Here is a 19,460-nt window from a genome sequence, read left to right on the forward strand (position 1 = left end):
CATCATGGAGACATTGATCCTCGACTTCGACCACGAGTCCCGCGTCGCCACCGTCACCCTGAACCGTCCCGACGCGCTGAACTCCTTCAACCGCGCCATGTGCCATGAAATGCGCGATACCTGGCACGCGGTCAAAGCCGACGAGGGCATCAACGCCGTGGTGCTGCGCGCCGCGGGCGACCGTGCCTTCAGCGCCGGGCTCGATGTGAAGTCCAGCTACGGGCAGCCCGAAATCGTCTGGAACCACGAAGATCCCGGCGAGCTGCTCAGCCCCAAATGGCAGAAGATGTGGAAGCCGGTGGTGTGCGCGGTGCAGGGCATGTGTACCGCGGGGGCGCTGTACTTCGTCAACGAGTCCGACGTGGTGATCTGCTCCGACGACGCCACCTTCTTCGACTCTCACGTCAGCGCCGGGCTGGTGTCGGCGCTGGAGCCGATCGGCCTGATGCGCCGCATCGGACTCGGCGACACCCTGCGGATGGCGTTGATGGGTAACGACGAGCGGGTGGGCGCGGAGACCGCGCTGCGCATCGGGCTGGTCACCGAGGTGGTGGCCCGTGACCAGCTGTGGGACCGCGCGCACGCCATCGCCACCGCCATCGCGGCCAAACCACCGACCGCCACGCAGGGCACGGTGAAGGCGATCTGGGAGTCGCTCGACAAGCCGTACCGCGCAGCGATGGATCACGGACTCATTTACACCCGGCTGGGCAACCCGATCGCCACGGCCGAACTCGCCGCACGTCCCCTGCCCAGAACGACGCCGCGGATCCGCTGATGGCCCACCCGCTTTCACGCCGCATCACCGACGTTTTCGACCTGGACCCGGCCGCGAACGCCATTCAATACGACGGTCGGTGGCACACCTGGGGCCAGGTCGCGGCGCTGGCCCGGCGCATCGGCGCGGTGTCCGCCGACACCCGCGTCGGCATCATGCTGCGCAACCAACCCGTCCACGTGGCGGCGCTGCTGGGCGTGCTCGGTGCCGGCGGTACCGTCGTCGTGATCAACCCGTCCCGCGGTGACGAGCGCACCCGCGCTGACATCGCCGCCCTCGAGCTGCCGGTGATCATCGGCCTGGCCGACGACATCGCCGCCCTGGCCGACCCCTCCCCCTCGACGACAACCGTGACGATCAGCGACATCGACACCGCGCCCGTGGTGACCGCCGCCGCTCGACCGGCCCGGGACACCGGACGGCCCGGGGTGGCGGTGTGGATGCTGACCAGCGGCACCACCGGACCGCCCAAACGGGTCGACCTCACCTACGACATGCTGGCCCGCAGCGTGATCGGGCCCGACCCCGAGAAATCCCCGGCGCCAACCGAACTGCGCCGCGGCGTGGCCATCGTCAACTCCCCGCTGGTGCACGTCGGCGGCGTGTACCGGGTGCTGCTGTGCCTTGCCGAGGCGCGGCCGTTCGTCCTGCTGCCCAGGTTCGACCTGCAGCGCTGGGCCGCCGCGGTGCGTGAGCACCAACCGCGCGCGGTATCACTGGTCCCGGCCGCGCTGCGCATGGTTCTGCATTCCGACCTCACCCGCGACGACCTGGCCGGCATCCGCGCGGTCACCTCCGGCACCGCCCCGCTGTCGGCCGACGACGCCGATGCGTTCACCGAGAAGTTCGGCATCCCGGTCCTCACCTCGTACGCCGCCACCGAGTTCGGCGGCGGCGTGGCGGGCTGGACCCTGGCCGACCACGACAAGTACTGGAAAGACAAGCGCGGCAGCGTGGGTCGGGCCAATCCGGGAGCCCGGCTGCGGGTCGTCGACGGGGACGGCACTCCCCTGCCTCCGGACCAGCAGGGCCTGCTCGAGGTCAAACCGGCGCAGTTCGACGCCGAGGCCGACTGGATACGCACCACCGACCTGGCCCGCATCGATGCCGACGGCTTCCTCTGGATCGTCGGTCGCGCCGATCAGGCGATCAACCGCGGGGGTTTCAAGGTGATGCCCGACGATGTCCGCACGGCGCTGGAGAGCCACCCCGCGGTACGCGGCGCGGCCGTGATCGGCATGCCGGATGACCGGCTCGGTGAAACTCCGGTGGCAATGGTCGAGTTGCGCGCCTCGGCACCGGTCGCCGAGCTCGCCGACCACCTGCGCGGACGGCTGGCCCGGTATGAGATCCCCACCACGATCGCGATCGTGGACGCCATCCCACGTACCCCGTCGGGCAAGGCGGATCTGGGGGCCGTTCGCGAGTACTTCTCCCGTGTCTGACACCCTCCCCGCCCTGCTACGGGCGGGTATCGACCACCCGCTGCTGATCTGTGACGACGAGCGGATCAGCTACGCCGAGGCCGAGTTCCGCTCCGCACGACTGGCCGGGGAACTCGTGACACTCGGTGCCGGGAAGGGCACGCACGTCGGGCTGCTCTATCCCAACGGCGCCGATTTCGTGGTGGCCATGCTGGCAGCGGCCAGAATCGGGGCCGTCGTGGTGCCGTTCTCGACGTTCCTCACCACCGCCGAGTTGCGGAGCCAGCTGCTCGACGCCGATGTCGAAATCATGCTGTCGGCCAAAGGCTTTCGCAACCACGACTATGCGGTACGGCTGTCAGAGGTCGTCAACGACGCGCCGTGCCTGCGTCACGTACTGCTCGAACCGTCCGGACCGACCGAGCCGGACCGGGAGCCGGTGACGGCTCTGCAGGCCGACGTCGACGCATCCGACGTGTTGGCCATCATCTACACCTCCGGGTCCACCGGTGCGCCCAAGGGCGTGGTGCACACCCACGGCGCGTTGCTGGCACATCAACGCAACCTGAACGCGATTCGCGGGCTCACCGCGACCGACCGGCTGTTCTGCAATTCACCGTTCTTCTGGGTCGGCGGGTTCGCGTTCGGGCTGCTGGCGACGATGGCCGCCGGAGCCACGCTGATCTGTTCGAACTCGACCGACGCCGAGGCCACCCTCGACCTGATCGAGGCCGAGAAGCCCACCATCACAAACGGTTTCCTCGCCGGAATCGCGCACCTCACTCGCCACCCGAGCCTGCCCGGCCGGAAGTTCACGGCGCGGCGCGGCAACCTCTACCCGATCATGGCGCCCGACTGCCGGCCCGCCGACCCGGAGCTGCGGCACAACATGCTGGGCATGACCGAAACCGGCAGCGTGGTGTTGATCGATACGGACGAGCACGATCAGCCCGAGCACCGGCGCGGCAGCTACGGCAGGCCCGCATCCGGATTCGAGACGAAGGTGCTGACCTCCGGCGAATTGTGCGTTCGCGGACCGTATGTCATGCAGGGCTACTACGGGCGCAACCGCGAGGACTGCTTCGACGCCGACGGCTGGTTTCACACCGGCGATCTGGTCCGCGTCGACGACGACGGATACTTCTACTTTCTGGGCCGGGCCGGCGCGATGATCAAGACCGCCGGCGCCAACGTCACTCCCGGCGAGGTCGAGCAGACGCTGGCGGCACTGGGTTATTCGGCCCATGTGCTCGGGCTGCCCGACGCCGAGCGGGGACAGGTGGTGGCCGCCGTGGTGGTCACCGACGATCCGGCCGGTTTCGACGAAGAAGCCGTACGCCGTGCCCTGCGACTGCGATTGTCGGCCTACAAAGTGCCACACCGGTTTACGACTGTGGCCCGGGAGGACGTACCCGTTCGGTCGAGTGGGAAGGTCGACACCACCGCACTGGCAGGACTGTTCGATGCCTGACGCCGCGCTCACCGTCGACACGGTGGTGCGCGACCGGGCCGCGACGCTCGCGTCGAAACCGATGGTGATCGACCCCGATGTCCGGATGTCCTACGCCGAACTCGAATCCGGCACGGCCACCCTGGCCGCCGGGCTCATCGCCGCGGGCGTCACCAAGGGCTCGCGGGTCGGCCTCATCATGCCCAACGGGGTGGACTGGGTGCGGATTGCCATCGCACTGATGCGGATCGGCGCGGTGCTGGTGCCGTTGAGCACGCTTTTGCGCCGCGCCGAGCTGGAGGACCAGCTGCGGATGGCCTCGGTGCAGTTCCTCGTTGCGGTCGAGGAGTTTCGCGGTCGTCGCTACCCCGTGGCACGCGACCGTCTCCCCGCGCTGCGCACCGTGTGGTCCACCGACGAAGTCCTGGCCTTCGCCGGACCGCGTGGTATGGCCGACGCGCTGTCTGCCCGGGTGCGCGAAAGCGACCCGATGGTGGTCATGTTCACCTCGGGAAGCAGCGGAGCGCCCAAGGGTACTGTCCATTCTCATCGAAATGGCCTGGGGGCGGTGCGTTCTGGACTGGATGCGCGCTGTATCTCCGCCAGCACCCGGCTCTATCTGCCCATGCCGTTCTTCTGGGTGGGCGGCTTCGGCGCCGGCATCCTCTCGGCACTGCTCGCCGGGGCCACCCTGGTCACCGAGCCGATCCCCCGACCCGATTCGACACTCGAGTTGCTCGAGCGCGAGCAGGTCACGCTGTTCCGAGGCTGGCCCGAGCAGGCCGAGTCACTGGCCCGGCACGCCGGCACCGCGAATCTCAGCGCCTTGCGGCCCGGAAGCCTCGAGGCGCTCCTGCCCGGCCACATGCGGTCGCGACCCGGAGCACGTGCGTCGCTGTTGGGGATGACCGAATCCTTCGGGCCGTACTGCGGATTCCGCGCGGACACCGACATGCCCGAATCGGTGTGGGGCAGCTGCGGTAAGCCGTTCGACGGCATGGACGTACGCATCGTCGACACCGAAACCGGCGCGCCAGTGCCCCCTGGCCAAACCGGGGCGATCCAGATCCGTGGCCCGCACGTGATGCGGGGCATCTGCCGGCGCAGCCGAGAGGACGTCTTCACCGCCGACGGCTACTACCCGACCGGCGACCTCGGCTATCTCGACGCCGACGGATACCTGTTCTACCGCGGCAGATCCGACGACATGTTCAAGGTCCGTGGCGCGACGGTCTATCCGAGTGAAGTGGCCCGAGCACTGCGATCCGTTTCCGGCGTCCGCGCCGCCTATGTGGTCAATGTCCCTGACGGCCAGTGTAATCGGGTCGGCGCGGTAGTGGTGGGTGACGGGCTGTCGGTCGAGGCGCTGCGCACCGACACTCATTCGGCCATCAGCTCGTTCAAAGTGCCAACACTGTGGCTCATCCTCTGCGAGGACGCCGTCCCGCGCGGGCCCACCGGGAAAGTCGACACCGACGCGGTGCGGGACCTGTTGAGGCGAACCGAGTCGCAATGAATAACCTGGCCGTCGTCGCCCCCCTCAGCTTTGCGAAGATCCACGCCAAGGAGGCAACAACGTGAAGCTCGGACTATCCACCCCCATCGTCATGCAGCACCCCGGAGAGTTCTCACCGTGGGAGGCCGACGCCGGTCCCGACGAGCTGGCGCTGATCGCCGAGGCCGCAGATGGATTGGGGTTTCACCACCTGACCTGCGCCGAGCACACCGGCATACCGGCCTCGGCCGCCGCGGTGCGCGGGACGGTGTACTGGGATCCGCTGGCCACCTTGTCCTTCCTGGCAGCCCGCACCCGACGCATCAGACTGGCTACCGCCGTGGTGGTGCTCCCCTATCACCACCCGGTGGCGCTGGCGAAGAGCTACGGCACCCTCGACCGGCTCAGCGGCGGGCGGGTGATCCTCGGTGTCGGCGTCGGATCTCTGACCGAGGAGTTCGAGCTGCTCGGTGTGCAGTTCGACGACCGCGGGACCGCGGCCGACCGGGACATCGCCCGGCTGCGGGCCGCGTGGGGTCAGCCGGTGGTCGACGGCTTCGCCATCGAACCGCACGCCACCACCACCGACCTTTCGGTCTGGGTGGGCGGGCGCACCAAGCGCTCGCTGCGTCGCGCTGTCGAATTGGGCACCGGCTGGATGCCTTTCGGCCTCTCGGCCGACACGATCGCCGAGTTTCTCGCGCCGCATGACCTGCCCGCGGGTTTCGACGTCGTCCTGTCCCCTGGTGTGTCGCTGGACCCGTTGGGCGAACCGGACGTCGCACGCGGGCGTCTGAGCCGGTTACGCGACGTCGGAGCCACCATCGCCAACTGCTCGGTGCAGGCCCGCAATGCCGAACACTTCTGCGAGCAGCTCGCGGCGCTGCAGGCGATCGGCGATTCGTTGTAGTGGGGCAATGTTTGAGATTGCGTACAGGGTCGTGAATCCACGAACTTCACGACCCTGTACGCAATCTCAACGGTTCACAATCACACGATGCCGTTGATCCGCAATTCGGCGATCTGCGCCGGGTCGTAGCCGATCTCGCCGAGCACCTCGTCGGTGTGCTCGCCCAACAGTGGAGCCCGCCGGCGGATCGTTCCCGGCGTCGCCGACATCCGGAACGGCGTCTCGATGATCGGCACGTCGCGCGACGCGCCGGGGAACGGCACCCGCCGGAGATACCCCATGGCCTGCACATGCGGATCGTCGAGGACGTCCTGCGTGGAATGCAGCGGCGCGGCGGGCATTTTCACCTTCTCCAAGAGTTCCAGCACCTCGGCCTTGGTCTTGTCGGCACACCATGCGGACATGATGTCGTTGAGGATGTCGCCGTTGGCCCAACGGATATCGTCGTTGGCGAAACGCGGATCGTCGAACAACTCCTCGCGACCGACCAGTCGGCACCACCGTTTGAACATCGGCTGGCCCGCCACCTGCAACAGCACCCACTGATCGTCGGCGGTGCGATACAGATCGCACGGCGCCACCGAAGCACCCTGGTTGCCCATACGCGGCTTGTCCACCTGAAGCAACTCGCGCTCGATGAGAAAGGCGTTCGACAGCATAAGCGCGGTCGGCAACAGCGCACCCTCGACGTGCTGACCCTGGCCGGTACGGTCGCGGTGATACAGCGCCATCATCACCCCGATCGCCAACGTCAAGGCCGTCCCGAAGTCCGCGTACGGCACCACGGTTCGGATCGGCTGATCCGGCAGCCCCTGCCGGTACACGGCCCCCGACATCACCTGTCCGGCGCCGTCGAACCCGATCTTTTCGCTGTACGGCCCGCCCTCGCCGTACGCCGTGGCGCTGGCCAGGATGATGTCGGGCTTGATCTCCTTCAGCGTCTCGTAGTCCAGCCCGCTGGCCCGCATCCCGGCCGCGGGCATGTTGGCGATCACGATGTCGGCCTGCGCCACCAGCCGGCGGGTGATCTCGGCACCTTCGGCTGTGGTGGAGTCCAGCGTCAGCGAACGCTTGTTGCGGTTGCACTGCAGGAAGGTCCCGCCTTCACCACCTTCGGTGACGGCCTGCACCCAACGGTCCTCCCCGCCTTCACGTTTCTCCACCCGCAGCACATCGGCACCCATGTCGGCCAGGATCGCGCTGCACCACGGTGCGGCGATGAACCGGCCGTAGTCGAGTACCCGGACCCCGTCGAGAACCCCCGCCATGCGCCCACCCTTCTCCAACTTCGCTACTCCAGGACGCCCATGCGGTGGAGGTGTTCGGTCAGCGGCTTGGACGCCGCGCACAGGTGCTCGGCCATGGCGTCGCGGGCCGCATCCCCATCGCGCGCCTTCAGTGCGGCCAGGATCCGGCGGTGGTCGTGGGTGGACTGCTCGGGCCAGCCTTCGACAGTCGGATACACCGATTCCAGTGCGTACCGGGTGATCTGGGACATCAGCTGGGCGAGCTTCGGCGACTCGGCCGACCTGTTGACGCCGCGGTGGAACGCGTGGTTGAGCCGGACCGCCGCATCATGATCGTCGCGCGCATAGGCGTCTTCCAGCTCACGCTGGATCCGGTCGAGTTCGTCGAGTTGAGCGTCGCTGATCTGGCCGGCGGCCCGTGCCGCCAGCTGGCCGCCGATATGGGCCTGCACGCCGGCCACGTCGTCGATGTCACGGCGGGTGACCGGCAATACCAGAAACCCACGCCGGGGCTGCTGGGTCAACAGACCTTCGGCCCGCAAGCCGAACAACGCCTCCCGCACCGGCGTGACGCTGATACCCAGTTCATCCGCGAGCTGCTCGAGCCGAATGTAGTTCCCGGCCGGATAGCTGCCATCGAAGATCCTGCGCCGGATCAGCCGCGCCACATCCTCGGCGAGCTGTGGCCGCGAGGCGAAATCGGGTATGGACACGGCTCAGACCTGGTAGTCGGAGAGCAGCCGCTTGCTGATGATGTTCTTCTGGATCTCGCTGGTGCCCTCACCGATCAGCAGGAAGGGAGCGTCGCGCATGAGCCGCTCGATCTCATACTCCTTGGAGTAGCCGTACCCGCCGTGGATCCGGAAGCTCTGCTGGGTGACCTCCGAACAGAATTCGCTGGCCAGGTACTTGGCCATGCCGGCGGCGACATCGTTGCGCTCGCCGGAGTCCTTGAGCCGGGCGGCGTTGACCATCATCAGGTGAGCGGCCTCGACTTTGGTTGCCATCTCGGCCAATTGGAACGCCACGGCCTGGTGTTCGGCGATCGGCTTGCCGAAGGTCTCACGCTGCTGGGCGTAACGGACCGCGAGTTCGAACGCGCGGATTCCGACACCGCAGGCCCGGGCCGAGACGTTGACGCGCCCGACCTCGACGCCGTCCATCATCTGAAAGAAGCCCTGGCCGGTGACGCCACCGAGCACGTCGTCAGCACTGGCGCGGTAGCCGTCGAAGATCAGCTCGGTGGTGTCGATGCCCTTGTAGCCGAGCTTGTCGAGTTTGCCCGGAATCGTCAGGCCGGGAACCACTTCGCCGAAGCCGGTGGGCTTTTCGACCAGGAAAGCGGTCAGGTTGCGATGCGGTTTGTCGGCACCTTCGTCGGTGCGTACCAGCGCGGCCACCAGGGTGGAGCTGCCACCGTTGGTCAGCCACATCTTCTGACCGTTGATCACGTAGTCGCCGTCGGGCTGTTTGACCGCCCGGGTACGGATGGCCGCCACATCCGAACCGAGTTCCGGTTCGGACATCGAGAACGCACCACGGGTCTCGCCGGTAGCCATGCGGGGCAGGAACTTCTGCTTCTGAGCGTCGGTTCCGTGCTGCCGGATCATGTACGCCACGATGAAATGGGTGTTGATCACCCCCGACACACTCATCCAGCCACGGGCCAGTTCCTCGACGCACAGTGCGTAGGTGAGCAGCGACTCGCCGAGCCCGCCGTACTCCTCGGGGATCATCAGCCCGAACAGGCCCATGTCCTTCATCTGGTCGACGATGGCCTGCGGATAGGTATCGGAGTGCTCCAGCTCCTGGGCGGTCGGGATGACCTCCTTGTCGACGAATTGCCGTACCGTCGCGACGATCTCGGTCTGGAACTCGGTGAGGCCCAGCGTCTGGGCGAGTCTGGTCACGATGCCACCCTTTCGAAGATGGCGGCCAGCCCCTGGCCTCCGCCGATGCACATGGTCTCCAGCCCGTAGCGGGCCTGACACCGATCCAGTTCGCGGGCCAGCGTGGCGAGCATCCGCCCGCCGGTCGCCCCGACCGGATGCCCCAGCGAGATCCCGGAGCCCCGGACGTTGGTGCGCTCGAAGTCGGCCTCGCCGAACTTCCACTCCTTCATCACGGCCAGGGCCTGGGCGGCGAAGGCCTCGTTGAGTTCGATCAGATCGATATCGCTCAGCTGCAGATCAGCCTTGGCCAAGGCCACCTCGGTGGCCGGCACCGGGCCGATGCCCATGACCTTGGGTGCGACGCCCGCCGAACCCCACGACACCATGCGCACCAGTGGCCGCAAGCCGAGCTCGGCCGCCTTCTCCGGGGTGGTGACAATGCACATCGATGCCGCGTCGTTCTGACCGCTGGAGTTTCCCGCCGTCACGGTGGCGTCCGGGTCCTGCTTGAGCAGAACGGGTTTCAGCGTGGCCAGGGCTTCGACCGTGGTATCGGCGCGGGGGTGCTCATCGGTGTCGATGACCGTCTCGCCTTTGCGAGAGCGGACGGTGACGGGAATGATCTCCTCGGCCAGCACGCCGGACTGTTGGGCCGCCACCGCGTTGCGGTGCGAGCGCACCGCGAGCTCGTCCTGCTCGGTGCGGCTGATGCCGTATTCGCGGCGCAGGTTCTCGGCCGTCTCCAGCATTCCGCCCGGCACCGGATAGAACTGCCCACCGGCCGTGGTGCGGCCGCGCGCCAGCCCGTCGTGAATCTGGACACCGGTACGCGCTCCGCCCCAGCGCATATCGGTCGAATAGAACGCGACGTTGCTCATGCTCTCGGCGCCGCCGGCCACCACGAGATCGTTGTCGCCGCTGCGCACCTGCAGGCAGGCCTGGATCACGGCCTGCAGCCCGGAGCCGCATCGCCGGTCGACCTGCATGCCGGGCACCGTCACCGGCAACCCGGCATCGAGCGCCACCACGCGGCCGATGGCCGGGGCCTCACTGTTGGGATAGCAGTGGCCCAGAATCACGTCCTGCACCTGCTCTGGTGCCACACTGGTTCGCTCCAGCAGTCCCTTGAGTGCGGCGACACCGAGTTCGACGGCGGTCAAGGACGCGAACATCCCGCCGTAGCGGCCGATCGGGGTGCGAACCGGTTCGCAGATGACCGCGTCGCGGGTCGTCATACGTGCCGACCGCCCGTCACCTCGAGCACGGTGCCGGTCATGTACGACGACAGGTCGCTGGCCAAAAACAGCGCGACCTTGGCGACCTCGTCCGGTTCACCGGCGCGACCCATCGGGATTTCGGCCAGCTTCTGATCCCAGATCCGTTGCGGCATGGCCTCGGTCATCGCCGAGCGGATCAGCCCGGGCTGGATGGCATTGACCCGCACACCCAGATGCGCGAGTTCCTTGGCCGAGGCCTTGGTCATGCCGACGATGCCGGCCTTGGCCGCCGAATAATTGGTCTGGCCGACCAGTCCGACCTTGCCCGAGATCGAGGACATGTTCACGATCGCGCCGCGCTTGTTCTCGCGCATGATCGCCGCGGCCGATTTGGTGCCGTTCCACGTGCCCTTGAGGTGTACCGCGATGACCTGGTCGAACTGCTCCTCGGTNGCCCGCGGCCGGGTGCACATCGCCGCCCTGGCCGTCGGATCCGCCCAACGCGCGCTCGACGAATCCGTCGCCTACGCCGCCGCGGCCACCCAGGGCGGCCAGCCGATCGGCAGCTTTCAGCTGGTGCAGGCGATGCTCGCCGATCAGCAGACCGGAGTGATGGCCGGCCGGGCATTGGTGCGCGATGCCGCCGCCAAGTGGGTATCGGGTGAGGACCGTCGTATCGCCCCCTCGGCGGCCAAGCTGTTCTGCACCGAAATGGCAGGCGACGTGGCCGATCTCGCGGTGCAGATCCACGGCGGCACCGGCTACATGCGCGAGGTCCCGGTCGAGCGCATCTATCGGGAAGTCCGGCTGCTGCGTCTCTACGAGGGCACCAGCGAGATCCAGCGACTCATCATCGGCGGTGGGCTGGTCAAAGCCGCCCAACGCCAACTCTGAATTCCCCCAACACTCAAGGAGATTCCATGTCCGAGCGGCTCGCCGGAAAGGTCGCCTTCATCACCGGAGCTGCCCGTGGTCAGGGCCGCGCGCATGCAGTCCGGATGGCCAACGAGGGTGCCGACATCATCGCCGTCGACATCGCCGGCCCACTGCCGCCCAGCGTGCCCTACGACTCGGCCACTCCCGACGATCTGGCCGAGACCGTCCGCCTGGTGGAGGCCACTGGCAAGCGCATCCTCGCCACCGCCGCCGACACCCGCGACCACGACGCGCTGAAGACCATCGTCGGCAAGGGCGTCGCCGAGTTCGGCCGGCTCGACGTCATCGTCGCCAACGCGGGCATCACGGTGCCCGAACCGTGGAACGAGACCACCCCCGAATCCTTCCGCGACGTCATGGACATCAACGTCACCGGCACCTGGAACACCGTAATGGCTGGCGCCCAGCACATCATCGACGGTGGCCGCGGCGGGTCGATCATCCTGATCAGCTCGGCGGCCGGGATCAAGATGCAGCCGTTCATGGTGCACTACACGGCAAGCAAGCATGCCGTGGCCGGGATGGCCCGAGCCTTCGCGGCCGAATTGGGCAAGCACAAGATCCGGGTCAACAGCCTGCATCCGGGTGCGGTCAACACCCCGATGGGTACCGGAGACATGCTGGCCGCGCTCAACCGGGCCAACGACACCAACCCCGGTCTGATGCAGATGGTGACACCGTTCCTGCCGGACTACATCGCCGAGCCCGAGGACATCGCCGATGCCGCAATCTGGCTGGCCAGCGACGAGTCTCGGTACGTCACCGCCAGCCGGGTGGCCGTCGACTTGGGTTCCACCCAGTTCTAGGGCGACATGCCCAGCCCGATGAGCACGGACTTCGCCGATTCGCTTGCCGCCGGGTTGACTGCTTACGGTGACCGTGCGCCCGGGTGACGTCGCGGCGCTGTACACGGGGTAGGTCTAGGTCAACGCCGGGCGCAACGTCCGGGTCAGGAACTTCAGCTGATCGTCGGCGGCCGTGTCGAACCAGTCGTGGCCCGGCCAGACGTCGAAGTGGTCGCAGGGGTAGTGGTGCACCTGTGCCCGAGCCTGCACGGCCGTCTTCATCACCGAATTGGCCGGCACGAACCGGTCGAAGTCGGCAATCTGGATCAGCACAGGGCATTTCAGCGCCTTGGCCGCGGCGCCCGTGCGGATCTGCACCAGTTCCATCCCGATGGCCGAATCGACCTCGTTACGCCAGGTCGGCCCGGCGATCGCCCGATAGCTGTCGTAGGCACCGTCGAGGGCCAGAGCTCCGGCCTCCCCCGGCCGAGCCGCCAGCGGCATCAACGTCGGGCGACCGCCCGCCGCCACCGCCACGCGGCTCTTCACGCCCGCCAGTGTCCATCGCAACGCGGAGGCCACATCGCGGTGGGCCACCGCGGCACGGCTGGCGGCCAGCCCGCTGGTCAACGGGGTCATGCCGATCACGGCGGCCACCTCCGGGCACTGGGCGGCCACTCGCAGCACATGGCTGCCCGAGAACGAGGAGCCCCACAACACGGCCCGCGAACCATCGACACCTGGCAGCCGCTGAGCCGCGGCCAGAGCCGCACCATAGTCGGCCATCTGCCGCTCGACCGAAACACTTTGCCGCGGTTGCCCATCGGAGGACCCGAAGCCGCGGTAATCGAACGCCACCACATCGAGTCCGGCCGCGCTGAATCGTTCGGCGAACGGGGCCAGCCCGGAATCCTTGGTGCCGCCGAACCCGTGGGCCATCACCACCACCGGCCGTCCGGCCGGACCCGCGAAGGTGTCGCCGTCGGCGGGGAAATGCCAAGCGCTGCAGCGCTCACCACACGAGTAGAAGGCGATTTCGGTGTAGGTCACGCGGGAGCTCCCGCAGTCACGCGGGCGTGGTGTGCCGTGGCCCGCCGCGCACCCGCAGGAAGTTCGCGGGTCCGGATGTCGTGCTCGTAGAGGAAGTAATCCACCTGCTGTGTGTGGCGGGGCCGGTCGGTGCAATGTCCGGCGTGCAACTGCTGATCGGCGTCGATCGCACGTTCCATCTGTTCCACCGGCGGCAGGGCGTACCGCCCGACCGCGTAGGCCGCCAACAGCCTGGACTGGCATTCCACGAACGGGAACAGGGTCGGGATCGCCTGCGCGAAACCCATGAACGCCACATCGTCCATCCCGGGCTTGAACATCCGCTTGTAGAGCCGGATGTGGTTGCCGGGAGCACTGATCACGTCCGAGTCGAAGAACGGGAACGTGATGTTGTAGCCCGTCGCGTAGACGATCACGTCGAAATCGTCGTGGGTGCCGTCCTCGAAGTACACGGTCGTGCCGTCGAGCCGGGACACGTTGGGTTTCGGGTGAACATCGCCTGACCCGAGGCGCAGCGGCAGTTCGACCGACTGCGTCGGATGGGCTTCGAACAGCTTGTGGTTCGGGGCGGGCAGGCCGTACTTCGTCGGATCGGTGCCGAGCACGGGCGCGAGCATCTGGGCCATCTTGCGCTGCCAGGACAGCGGCAGGTACGGATTGGTCCGGAAGAGCTTGTCACCCGGTTGTCCGGCAATGTATTTCGGCACGATCCAGGCGCTCGACCGGGTGGACAACGTCACCTGGTTCTGCAGCGACCTCGACGACAGCTCGACGGTGATGTCGGCAGCGCTGTTCCCGATGCCCACCACCAGGATCCGCTTGCCGGTCAGCTCGAGCGGCTCCTGCGGATCGATGTAGTGGTGGGAATGGATCGTTTCTCCGGTGAACGTCCCGGGAAATTCCGGCAGCCGCGGATCCCAGTGGTGACCGTTGGCGACGACCAGCAGGTCGAATTCGCGCCGGGCGCCCGCCTGATCCTCGATGACCCAACCGCCTCCGTCCCGACGGGCGGCATGCACGACACCGTTGGTGAACTCGATGTGGTCCAGTAGCCCGAAGGCGCTCGCATAGGCGTCCAGGTAGGACTTGACCTCGGAGTGGTGCGGGAACGACGGGTAGTGCTCCGGAATCGGAAAGTCCTTGAACGACAACCGATGCTTGCTGGTGTCGATGTGCAGCGACCGGTATGCGCTGCTGTGCCCGTTCGGGTTGCCGAAGGCCCAGTTTCCACCGATGCGGTCCGACGTCTCGAACGTCGTGTATGGCACCCGGTAGTCCTTGAGCATCTTCCCGGCGGTGAGCCCACTGATACCGGCGCCGATGATCGCCGTCCGCGGCGGTGAATGCTGCAGCACAGTGCTCCGTTCACGTTGTGATGCAGAACACTAACAGCGGGGTTTGACGGGCGTCAACGAACTCTGACAAGTGTCAGAGTCGCGCGCGACCCGGTAAATTCTCGGCGGAAACTCAGCCGATGAAGCGGATGATCGACTCGGCGACCGCTGCGGGCTTGTCCGAACCCTCGATCTCGACGGTCACGGTCATGGTCGCCTGCACCGCGCCGCTGAGCGAAGCGACCTCGGCGATCGCTGCCCGCGCCCGCACCTTCGACCCGACTCGCACCGGGGTGATGAACCGAACCTTGTTGTAGCCGTAGTTGATCGCCATCGCGATGTTGTCGACGCGATACAGCTGATGGGTGAAATGCGGCAGCAGCGACAAGGTCAACAGGCCGTGCGCGATGGTGCCACCGAAGGGACCGCCGGCAGCCTTGTCCGGGTCGACGTGAATCCACTGATGGTCATCGGTTGCGTCGGCGAACAGATTCACCCGCTCCTGGGTGATCTCCATCCACTCGGTCGGACCCAGCTCGCTGCCCGCTGCCGCCACGAACTCGTCAAGACCGTTGAAGACTTTCACGCTCACTCCTCTCGAACCGTGGTCAGAAGACTACGGTCTGATTCCCGAACCGGATCACGCGGTCCTCACAGTGCCACAGCACCGCACGCGACAACACCAGCCGCTCGACGTCCGCACCCAGGCGCACCAGATCACTCACCGAATGGCGGTGGTCCACCCGAACCACGTCCTGCTCGATGATCGGCCCCTCGTCGAGGTCGCCGGTCACGTAATGCGCTGTCGCACCGACCAACTTGACGCCGCGTTCCTTGGCCCGGCGATACGGCGCCGCGCCGATGAACGCCGGGAGGAACGAGTGATGGATGTTGATCAGCGGACAGCCCACCGCGTCGAGGAACTCGGTGGTCAGAATCTGCATGTACCGCGCCAGCACCACCAGATCGACGTTCCCGCGCAATAACTCGAGCAACCGTTGTTCGGCTTCGGGGCGATTGTCCGGGGTCGCCGGAACGTACAGGTACGGCACCCCGAACGCCCGCACCTGCTCGGCCAGGTCGGGATGGTTCGAGATCACCATGACCACCGACATGTCGAGTTCGCCGCGCCGGTTGCGCCACAACAGATCCAGCAGACAGTGGTCCTCGCGGGAGGCCATCAGTGCCACCCGCTTGGGTTTGGCTGCCTCCGTCAGCCGGAAGTCCATCTCGAACGGCTCGGCCACCCGCCTGTGGAAATCACGTTCGAGTTCGTCACGAGCCGCGGCCAGGCCGGGCAGGTGGAAGATCGTGCGCTGGATGAACGTACCGCCGGATTGCTCGGTGGAGTGCTGATCGAGCGACACGATGTTGGCTCCGGCGCCGGTGAGGAAGCCACTGATGGCGGCGACCAGCCCGGGCCGGTCAGCGCAGCGCAGCAATAACCGACCGATGTCCTGGGTCGGTAGGGCGGTTGCTTTCGGGTACTCCTGTGTCATCACCACCAGAATCTCACCTGCGCTCCGCGACGGTGACACAACCCGCCTGCCCATCACCGACCCGAAAGGGGCGGGGCGGCGCAACGTCGATCGCCATTCACCCCGGCGTGCTATCTCCGAGGACTGGCTGAGCGCCGTGACAGCAAAAGCTCGCACAGCCGCGACGGACCGACGGTTTCCACGTTGACGTCAATTCGAAATTTTTGCCAGGTACCGGTTCAACGCGCATATTCGGGCATAAATGGCCAATCTCCTATTTGCCAAAATTGCATGTACCCGTGAGTAAATCCATGGCCGGCGCGCAGAATTCATCGCACCACTGGACAAGATTTCTCGGCTCGCTGGAATTTCACGACGACGCGGCGCAATACTCATCACACGTATTCGCACGACCGTTCTCCACAACAAAACCAGCCGTCCTGTCGGAAGGCACGGCTGACCGACGAAATGGATTGCAGATGACCGCTCCCCAACTCGATGACGCCGGCCGCACCTCCGTGACATTGGACGAAAGCCCGACCTGGTGGGACCCCGACAGCGAGTGCACGATCGTGGTGGCCCGACCGGGCACGGAGCGCGAACTGTGGACCGAATACGTCCGCGGGGCGCAGGCGAACTACCGCAAACACGGCGTGGAACAAGCGCTGGACCCGAAAGCCCTACGGACAGGCGGCGATACCGCACTATTCTGCGTCGGGATCAACGGTGCGGGCCAAGTTGTCGGCGGACTGCGCGCAAAGGGACCGTACCTCAGCGCCGAAGAAAGCCACGCAATCGTCGAATGGCAAGGGCAGCCCGGGCTCGACTCAGTACGAAAAATGATTGCCGACCGCGTGCCGTTCGGAGTGGTCGAGATGAAGACGGCCTGGGTATGCGACGACCCCGAACAGAGCCGCGCACTCACCGATACGCTGGCACGTATGCCGTTGCACGCCATGACACTCTTGGACATTCAGTTTGCCATGGCCACCGCGGCGGCTTACGTCTTGAAACGGTGGCTGTCCTCGGGCGGGGTACTGGCGTCGAAAATCCCCGCGACGCCGTACCCGGACGAGCGATACCAGACGAAGATGATGTGGTGGGATAGCCGGACGTTCGCCAGCCACGCCGATGCGGGTCAGCTGGCGCGGTACTTCACCGAGGCACAGCGAATCGGCCCACACCCGAACGCTCAGGGCTTCGACGCCCTTGTGAGCTCGACGGCCGGGCGATGATCAACGAGAACACACGACAAATCAATCCCACCGACATCGAGAATTCCGAATTGAACGAACTCAACGACCCTGATCAACATCAGCCGATCTTCGTCGAATCCGAATCCACGCTCGACCGATTGCGTCAGGACCCGCGCATCGCGGTCGTCGATCAATGCCGCCAACAACAGCGGGCACTGCTCGAACTCGTGCCCGCGGTCGACGCCGAATTGCTCGACGAGCCCGCCCGGTGGGTCTACTACCCGTGGCGCCGATCGCTGGTCCATCTCCTTGGCCCCGTCGCGTTCAACCGGCTGCGCCTCGACCGCAACCGCAATCTGATCAGCGCCGAGGAACAGCGCCGGCTGTCGCGCCTGCGAATCGGCGTCGTCGGACTCAGCGTCGGGCATGCCATCGCTCACAACCTCGCGGTGGAGGGACTGTGCGGCGAGATCCGCCTCACCGATTTCGACGAACTCGAGTTGGCCAACCTCAACCGGGTGCCGGGCACCGTGTTCGACCTCGGATTGAACAAGGCCGTGGTGGCGGCCCGCAGGATCGCCGAGATCGACCCGTACCTCAGGGTTCGCATCGATCGACTCGGGGCGGTGCAGGAGTCCATCGACCAGTTTCTGACCGGCCTCGATGTCGTGGTCGAGGAATGCGACTCGCTGGACGCGAAAGTCCTTGTCCGCGAGGCGGCCCGGGCCCGCCGGCTGCCGGTGCTGATGACCACCGGTGACCGCGGGCTCCTGGACGTCGAACGGTTCGACCTGGAACCCGCACGCCCGATCCTGCACGGCCTGCTCGGCGACATCGCGGCTCCTGACCTGGCCGGGCTGAGCAGCAAGGACAAGGTGCCGCACGTGCTGCGGATCCTTGACGCGCCCCAGCTGTCGGCCCGGATGGCGGCGTCGCTGGTGGAGGTCGGCAAGACGCTGACCACCTGGCCACAACTGGCTGCCGAGGTCGTGCTGGGCGCCACCGTCGTCGCCAACGCCGTGCGACGCATCGGTCTTGGCGAGCCGATGCCGTCCGGGCGGGTGCGCGTCGACGTCGCCGACGCACTCGACCGCATCGGCGACCCTCTGGCCAACCCCGCCACACCGGCGCCGGCCATCACCGCGCCGGCAGGCACCGCCGCACCGGCCGGCCTGGCCGACATCCTGGCCGACGCGGCGTCCCGCGCACCCTCGGGTGGCAACATCCAGCCATGGCACATCGAGGCCACCGACAACCGGATCAGCCTGCGCCTGGCCACGAAGTACACCACGGCAATGGACGTCGGATACCGCGGCAGCGCAGTGGCGCTGGGCGCGGCGGCGTTCAACGCGCGGGTGGCCGCCGCGGCGCACGGGCTGACCGGGCAGGTGCATTGGTCACGCGGAGACGAGGGCACTCCCCTGTTCGGGATCGCGGAGTTCTCCCCGGGCGACGCACCCGAGCTGGCCGAGCTCTACGAACCCATGCTGGCCCGGGAGACCAACCGGTTGCGTGGTACGTCGGCGCCGATTGACGCCGACGTGCTCGACGGCCTGCGCAGCGCAGCCCGCGAGCAGGGTGGCGAACTGTCGATCCTCCATGACCGGGCCCAGATCGAAACCGCCGCAGGCATACTCGCCGAAGCCGATCGCATCCGCTATCTGACGCCGACCCTGCATCGGGAGATGATGTCGGAACTGCGCTGGCCCGGAGACCCGGATCCCGATGCAGGCATCGATGTCACGACGCTGGGCCTGGATCCGGCCGACTTGGTCGTGCTCGACATCTTGCGCCGGCCCGAGGTGATGGCGAAGCTGGCGGATTGGAACGCGGGGGCGGCGCTCGGTGAGGACACCTACGAACGCGTCACGTCCAGCTCGGCGCTCGCGGTCGTCTCGGTTCGGGGTCGCCGGCTGACCGACTATGCGCTGGGCGGATCGGCGGTCGAGGCCGTCTGGGTCGGCGCCCAGCGCCACGGGCTCGCGGTCCAGCCCGTCTCGCCGGCCTTCCTCTATGCGCACGACGACAACGACCGGCAGGGGCTCTCCCCCGGCCACGCCGATGCGCTGCGTGACCTGCAGTACGATTTCCGCAGGCTGACCGGCACCGAGCGCGACGAGTCACAAGCACTGGTGCTCAGGTTGTCCTATGCACCGCGTCCGACCATACGGAGTCGACGCCGGGCCCGAGCGGGTTCGACGCCACAGTACGGCTGAGGCAGGTGCTGAGGTATAGGCGGAGGTATCTGGTGCCAGGCAGCCTCGAACT

Annotated in this window: 16 protein-coding genes and 2 pseudogenes; 9 read left to right on the forward strand and 9 right to left on the reverse strand. The window is 66.9% G+C overall.

What is annotated here, in order from left to right; translation table 11 throughout:
* Positions 1–4: 4 nt before the first annotated feature.
* From BN4332_RS28635 to BN4332_RS28655, 5 genes are all read left to right on the forward strand, one after another.
* Positions 5–778, forward strand: coding sequence for an enoyl-CoA hydratase/isomerase family protein (locus tag BN4332_RS28635; RefSeq protein ID WP_066903019.1), 774 nt, complete (start codon positions 5–7; stop codon positions 776–778).
* A complete protein-coding gene (locus tag BN4332_RS28640) occupies positions 778–2,223 on the forward strand; it encodes a class I adenylate-forming enzyme family protein (protein WP_066903021.1) in 1,446 nt (481 codons plus the stop codon). The genes BN4332_RS28635 and BN4332_RS28640 overlap by 1 nt, the downstream gene beginning before the upstream one ends.
* Positions 2,216–3,673: a class I adenylate-forming enzyme family protein gene (locus BN4332_RS28645; RefSeq protein ID WP_066903023.1), complete on the forward strand. Its 1,458-nt coding sequence runs from the start codon at positions 2,216–2,218 to the stop codon at positions 3,671–3,673. The genes BN4332_RS28640 and BN4332_RS28645 overlap by 8 nt, the downstream gene beginning before the upstream one ends.
* Entirely contained in the window at positions 3,666–5,168 is a 1,503-nt protein-coding gene (locus BN4332_RS28650; RefSeq protein ID WP_066903025.1) for a class I adenylate-forming enzyme family protein, read from the forward strand. The genes BN4332_RS28645 and BN4332_RS28650 overlap by 8 nt, the downstream gene beginning before the upstream one ends.
* Before the next feature lie 61 nt (positions 5,169–5,229).
* On the forward strand, positions 5,230–6,057 hold the full coding sequence (locus BN4332_RS28655) for a TIGR03619 family F420-dependent LLM class oxidoreductase (RefSeq protein ID WP_066903027.1): 828 nt from the start codon (positions 5,230–5,232) through the stop codon (positions 6,055–6,057).
* An 80-nt stretch (positions 6,058–6,137) separates the two neighbouring features.
* On the opposite strand, the gene BN4332_RS28660 is transcribed toward BN4332_RS28655, so the two are convergent.
* The 5 genes and pseudogenes from BN4332_RS28660 to BN4332_RS28680 form a co-directional block, all read right to left on the reverse strand.
* Positions 6,138–7,325: a CaiB/BaiF CoA transferase family protein gene (locus BN4332_RS28660; RefSeq protein ID WP_066903029.1), complete on the reverse strand. Its 1,188-nt coding sequence runs from the start codon at positions 7,323–7,325 to the stop codon at positions 6,138–6,140.
* Between the two features lie 23 nt (positions 7,326–7,348).
* Positions 7,349–8,017 (reverse strand): GntR family transcriptional regulator, encoded by a 669-nt coding sequence (locus BN4332_RS28665; protein WP_066903031.1) that lies wholly within the window; start codon positions 8,015–8,017, stop codon positions 7,349–7,351.
* Positions 8,018–8,020: 3 nt separating this feature from the next.
* Entirely contained in the window at positions 8,021–9,214 is a 1,194-nt protein-coding gene (locus BN4332_RS28670; protein ID WP_066903033.1) for an acyl-CoA dehydrogenase family protein, read from the reverse strand.
* Positions 9,211–10,431 (reverse strand): acetyl-CoA C-acetyltransferase, encoded by a 1,221-nt coding sequence (locus tag BN4332_RS28675; protein WP_066903035.1) that lies wholly within the window; start codon positions 10,429–10,431, stop codon positions 9,211–9,213. The genes BN4332_RS28670 and BN4332_RS28675 overlap by 4 nt, the downstream gene beginning before the upstream one ends.
* Positions 10,428–10,865, reverse strand: a pseudogene (locus BN4332_RS28680) (SDR family oxidoreductase); the annotation flags it as partial. The pseudogene BN4332_RS28680 and the gene BN4332_RS28675, both read right to left, overlap by 4 nt.
* On the opposite strand from BN4332_RS28680, the pseudogene BN4332_RS28685 reads away from it, so the two are divergent.
* Positions 10,858–11,307 (forward strand): annotated as a pseudogene (locus tag BN4332_RS28685) (acyl-CoA dehydrogenase family protein); the annotation flags it as partial. The pseudogenes BN4332_RS28680 and BN4332_RS28685 overlap by 8 nt on opposite strands.
* A gap of 26 nt (positions 11,308–11,333) precedes the next feature.
* Positions 11,334–12,155, forward strand: coding sequence for a mycofactocin-coupled SDR family oxidoreductase (locus tag BN4332_RS28690; RefSeq protein ID WP_066903037.1), 822 nt, complete (start codon positions 11,334–11,336; stop codon positions 12,153–12,155).
* A gap of 114 nt (positions 12,156–12,269) precedes the next feature.
* On the opposite strand, the gene BN4332_RS28695 is transcribed toward BN4332_RS28690, so the two are convergent.
* The 4 genes from BN4332_RS28695 to purU form a co-directional block, all read right to left on the reverse strand.
* Positions 12,270–13,184, reverse strand: a complete 915-nt coding sequence (locus tag BN4332_RS28695; protein WP_066903039.1) for an alpha/beta hydrolase — start codon at positions 13,182–13,184, stop codon at positions 12,270–12,272.
* Positions 13,181–14,536: a flavin-containing monooxygenase gene (locus BN4332_RS28700; RefSeq protein WP_066903162.1), complete on the reverse strand. Its 1,356-nt coding sequence runs from the start codon at positions 14,534–14,536 to the stop codon at positions 13,181–13,183. Before BN4332_RS28700 ends, BN4332_RS28695 begins: the two co-directional genes overlap by 4 nt.
* A 115-nt stretch (positions 14,537–14,651) precedes the next feature.
* Entirely contained in the window at positions 14,652–15,104 is a 453-nt protein-coding gene (locus BN4332_RS28705; RefSeq protein WP_066903041.1) for a MaoC family dehydratase, read from the reverse strand.
* Between the two features lie 22 nt (positions 15,105–15,126).
* The gene (purU, locus tag BN4332_RS28710) at positions 15,127–16,017 is read right to left on the reverse strand and encodes a formyltetrahydrofolate deformylase (protein ID WP_066903164.1); all 891 of its coding nucleotides are present in this window, start codon (positions 16,015–16,017) and stop codon (positions 15,127–15,129) included.
* 458 nt (positions 16,018–16,475) lie between these two features.
* Here purU and BN4332_RS28715 point away from each other — a divergent pair, with 458 nt between their 5' ends.
* Together BN4332_RS28715 and BN4332_RS28720 are read left to right on the forward strand one after the other, a co-directional pair.
* Positions 16,476–17,231 (forward strand): hypothetical protein, encoded by a 756-nt coding sequence (locus tag BN4332_RS28715; protein ID WP_066903043.1) that lies wholly within the window; start codon positions 16,476–16,478, stop codon positions 17,229–17,231.
* Complete coding sequence (locus BN4332_RS28720; RefSeq protein ID WP_066903045.1) at positions 17,228–19,408, forward strand: Rv1355c family protein; 2,181 nt, start codon at positions 17,228–17,230, stop codon at positions 19,406–19,408. The genes BN4332_RS28715 and BN4332_RS28720 overlap by 4 nt, the downstream gene beginning before the upstream one ends.
* The last annotated feature ends 52 nt before the right edge of the window (positions 19,409–19,460 follow it).

The sequence above is a fragment of the Mycolicibacterium houstonense genome (assembly GCF_900078665.2).
GTDB lineage: Bacteria > Actinomycetota > Actinomycetes > Mycobacteriales > Mycobacteriaceae > Mycobacterium > Mycobacterium houstonense.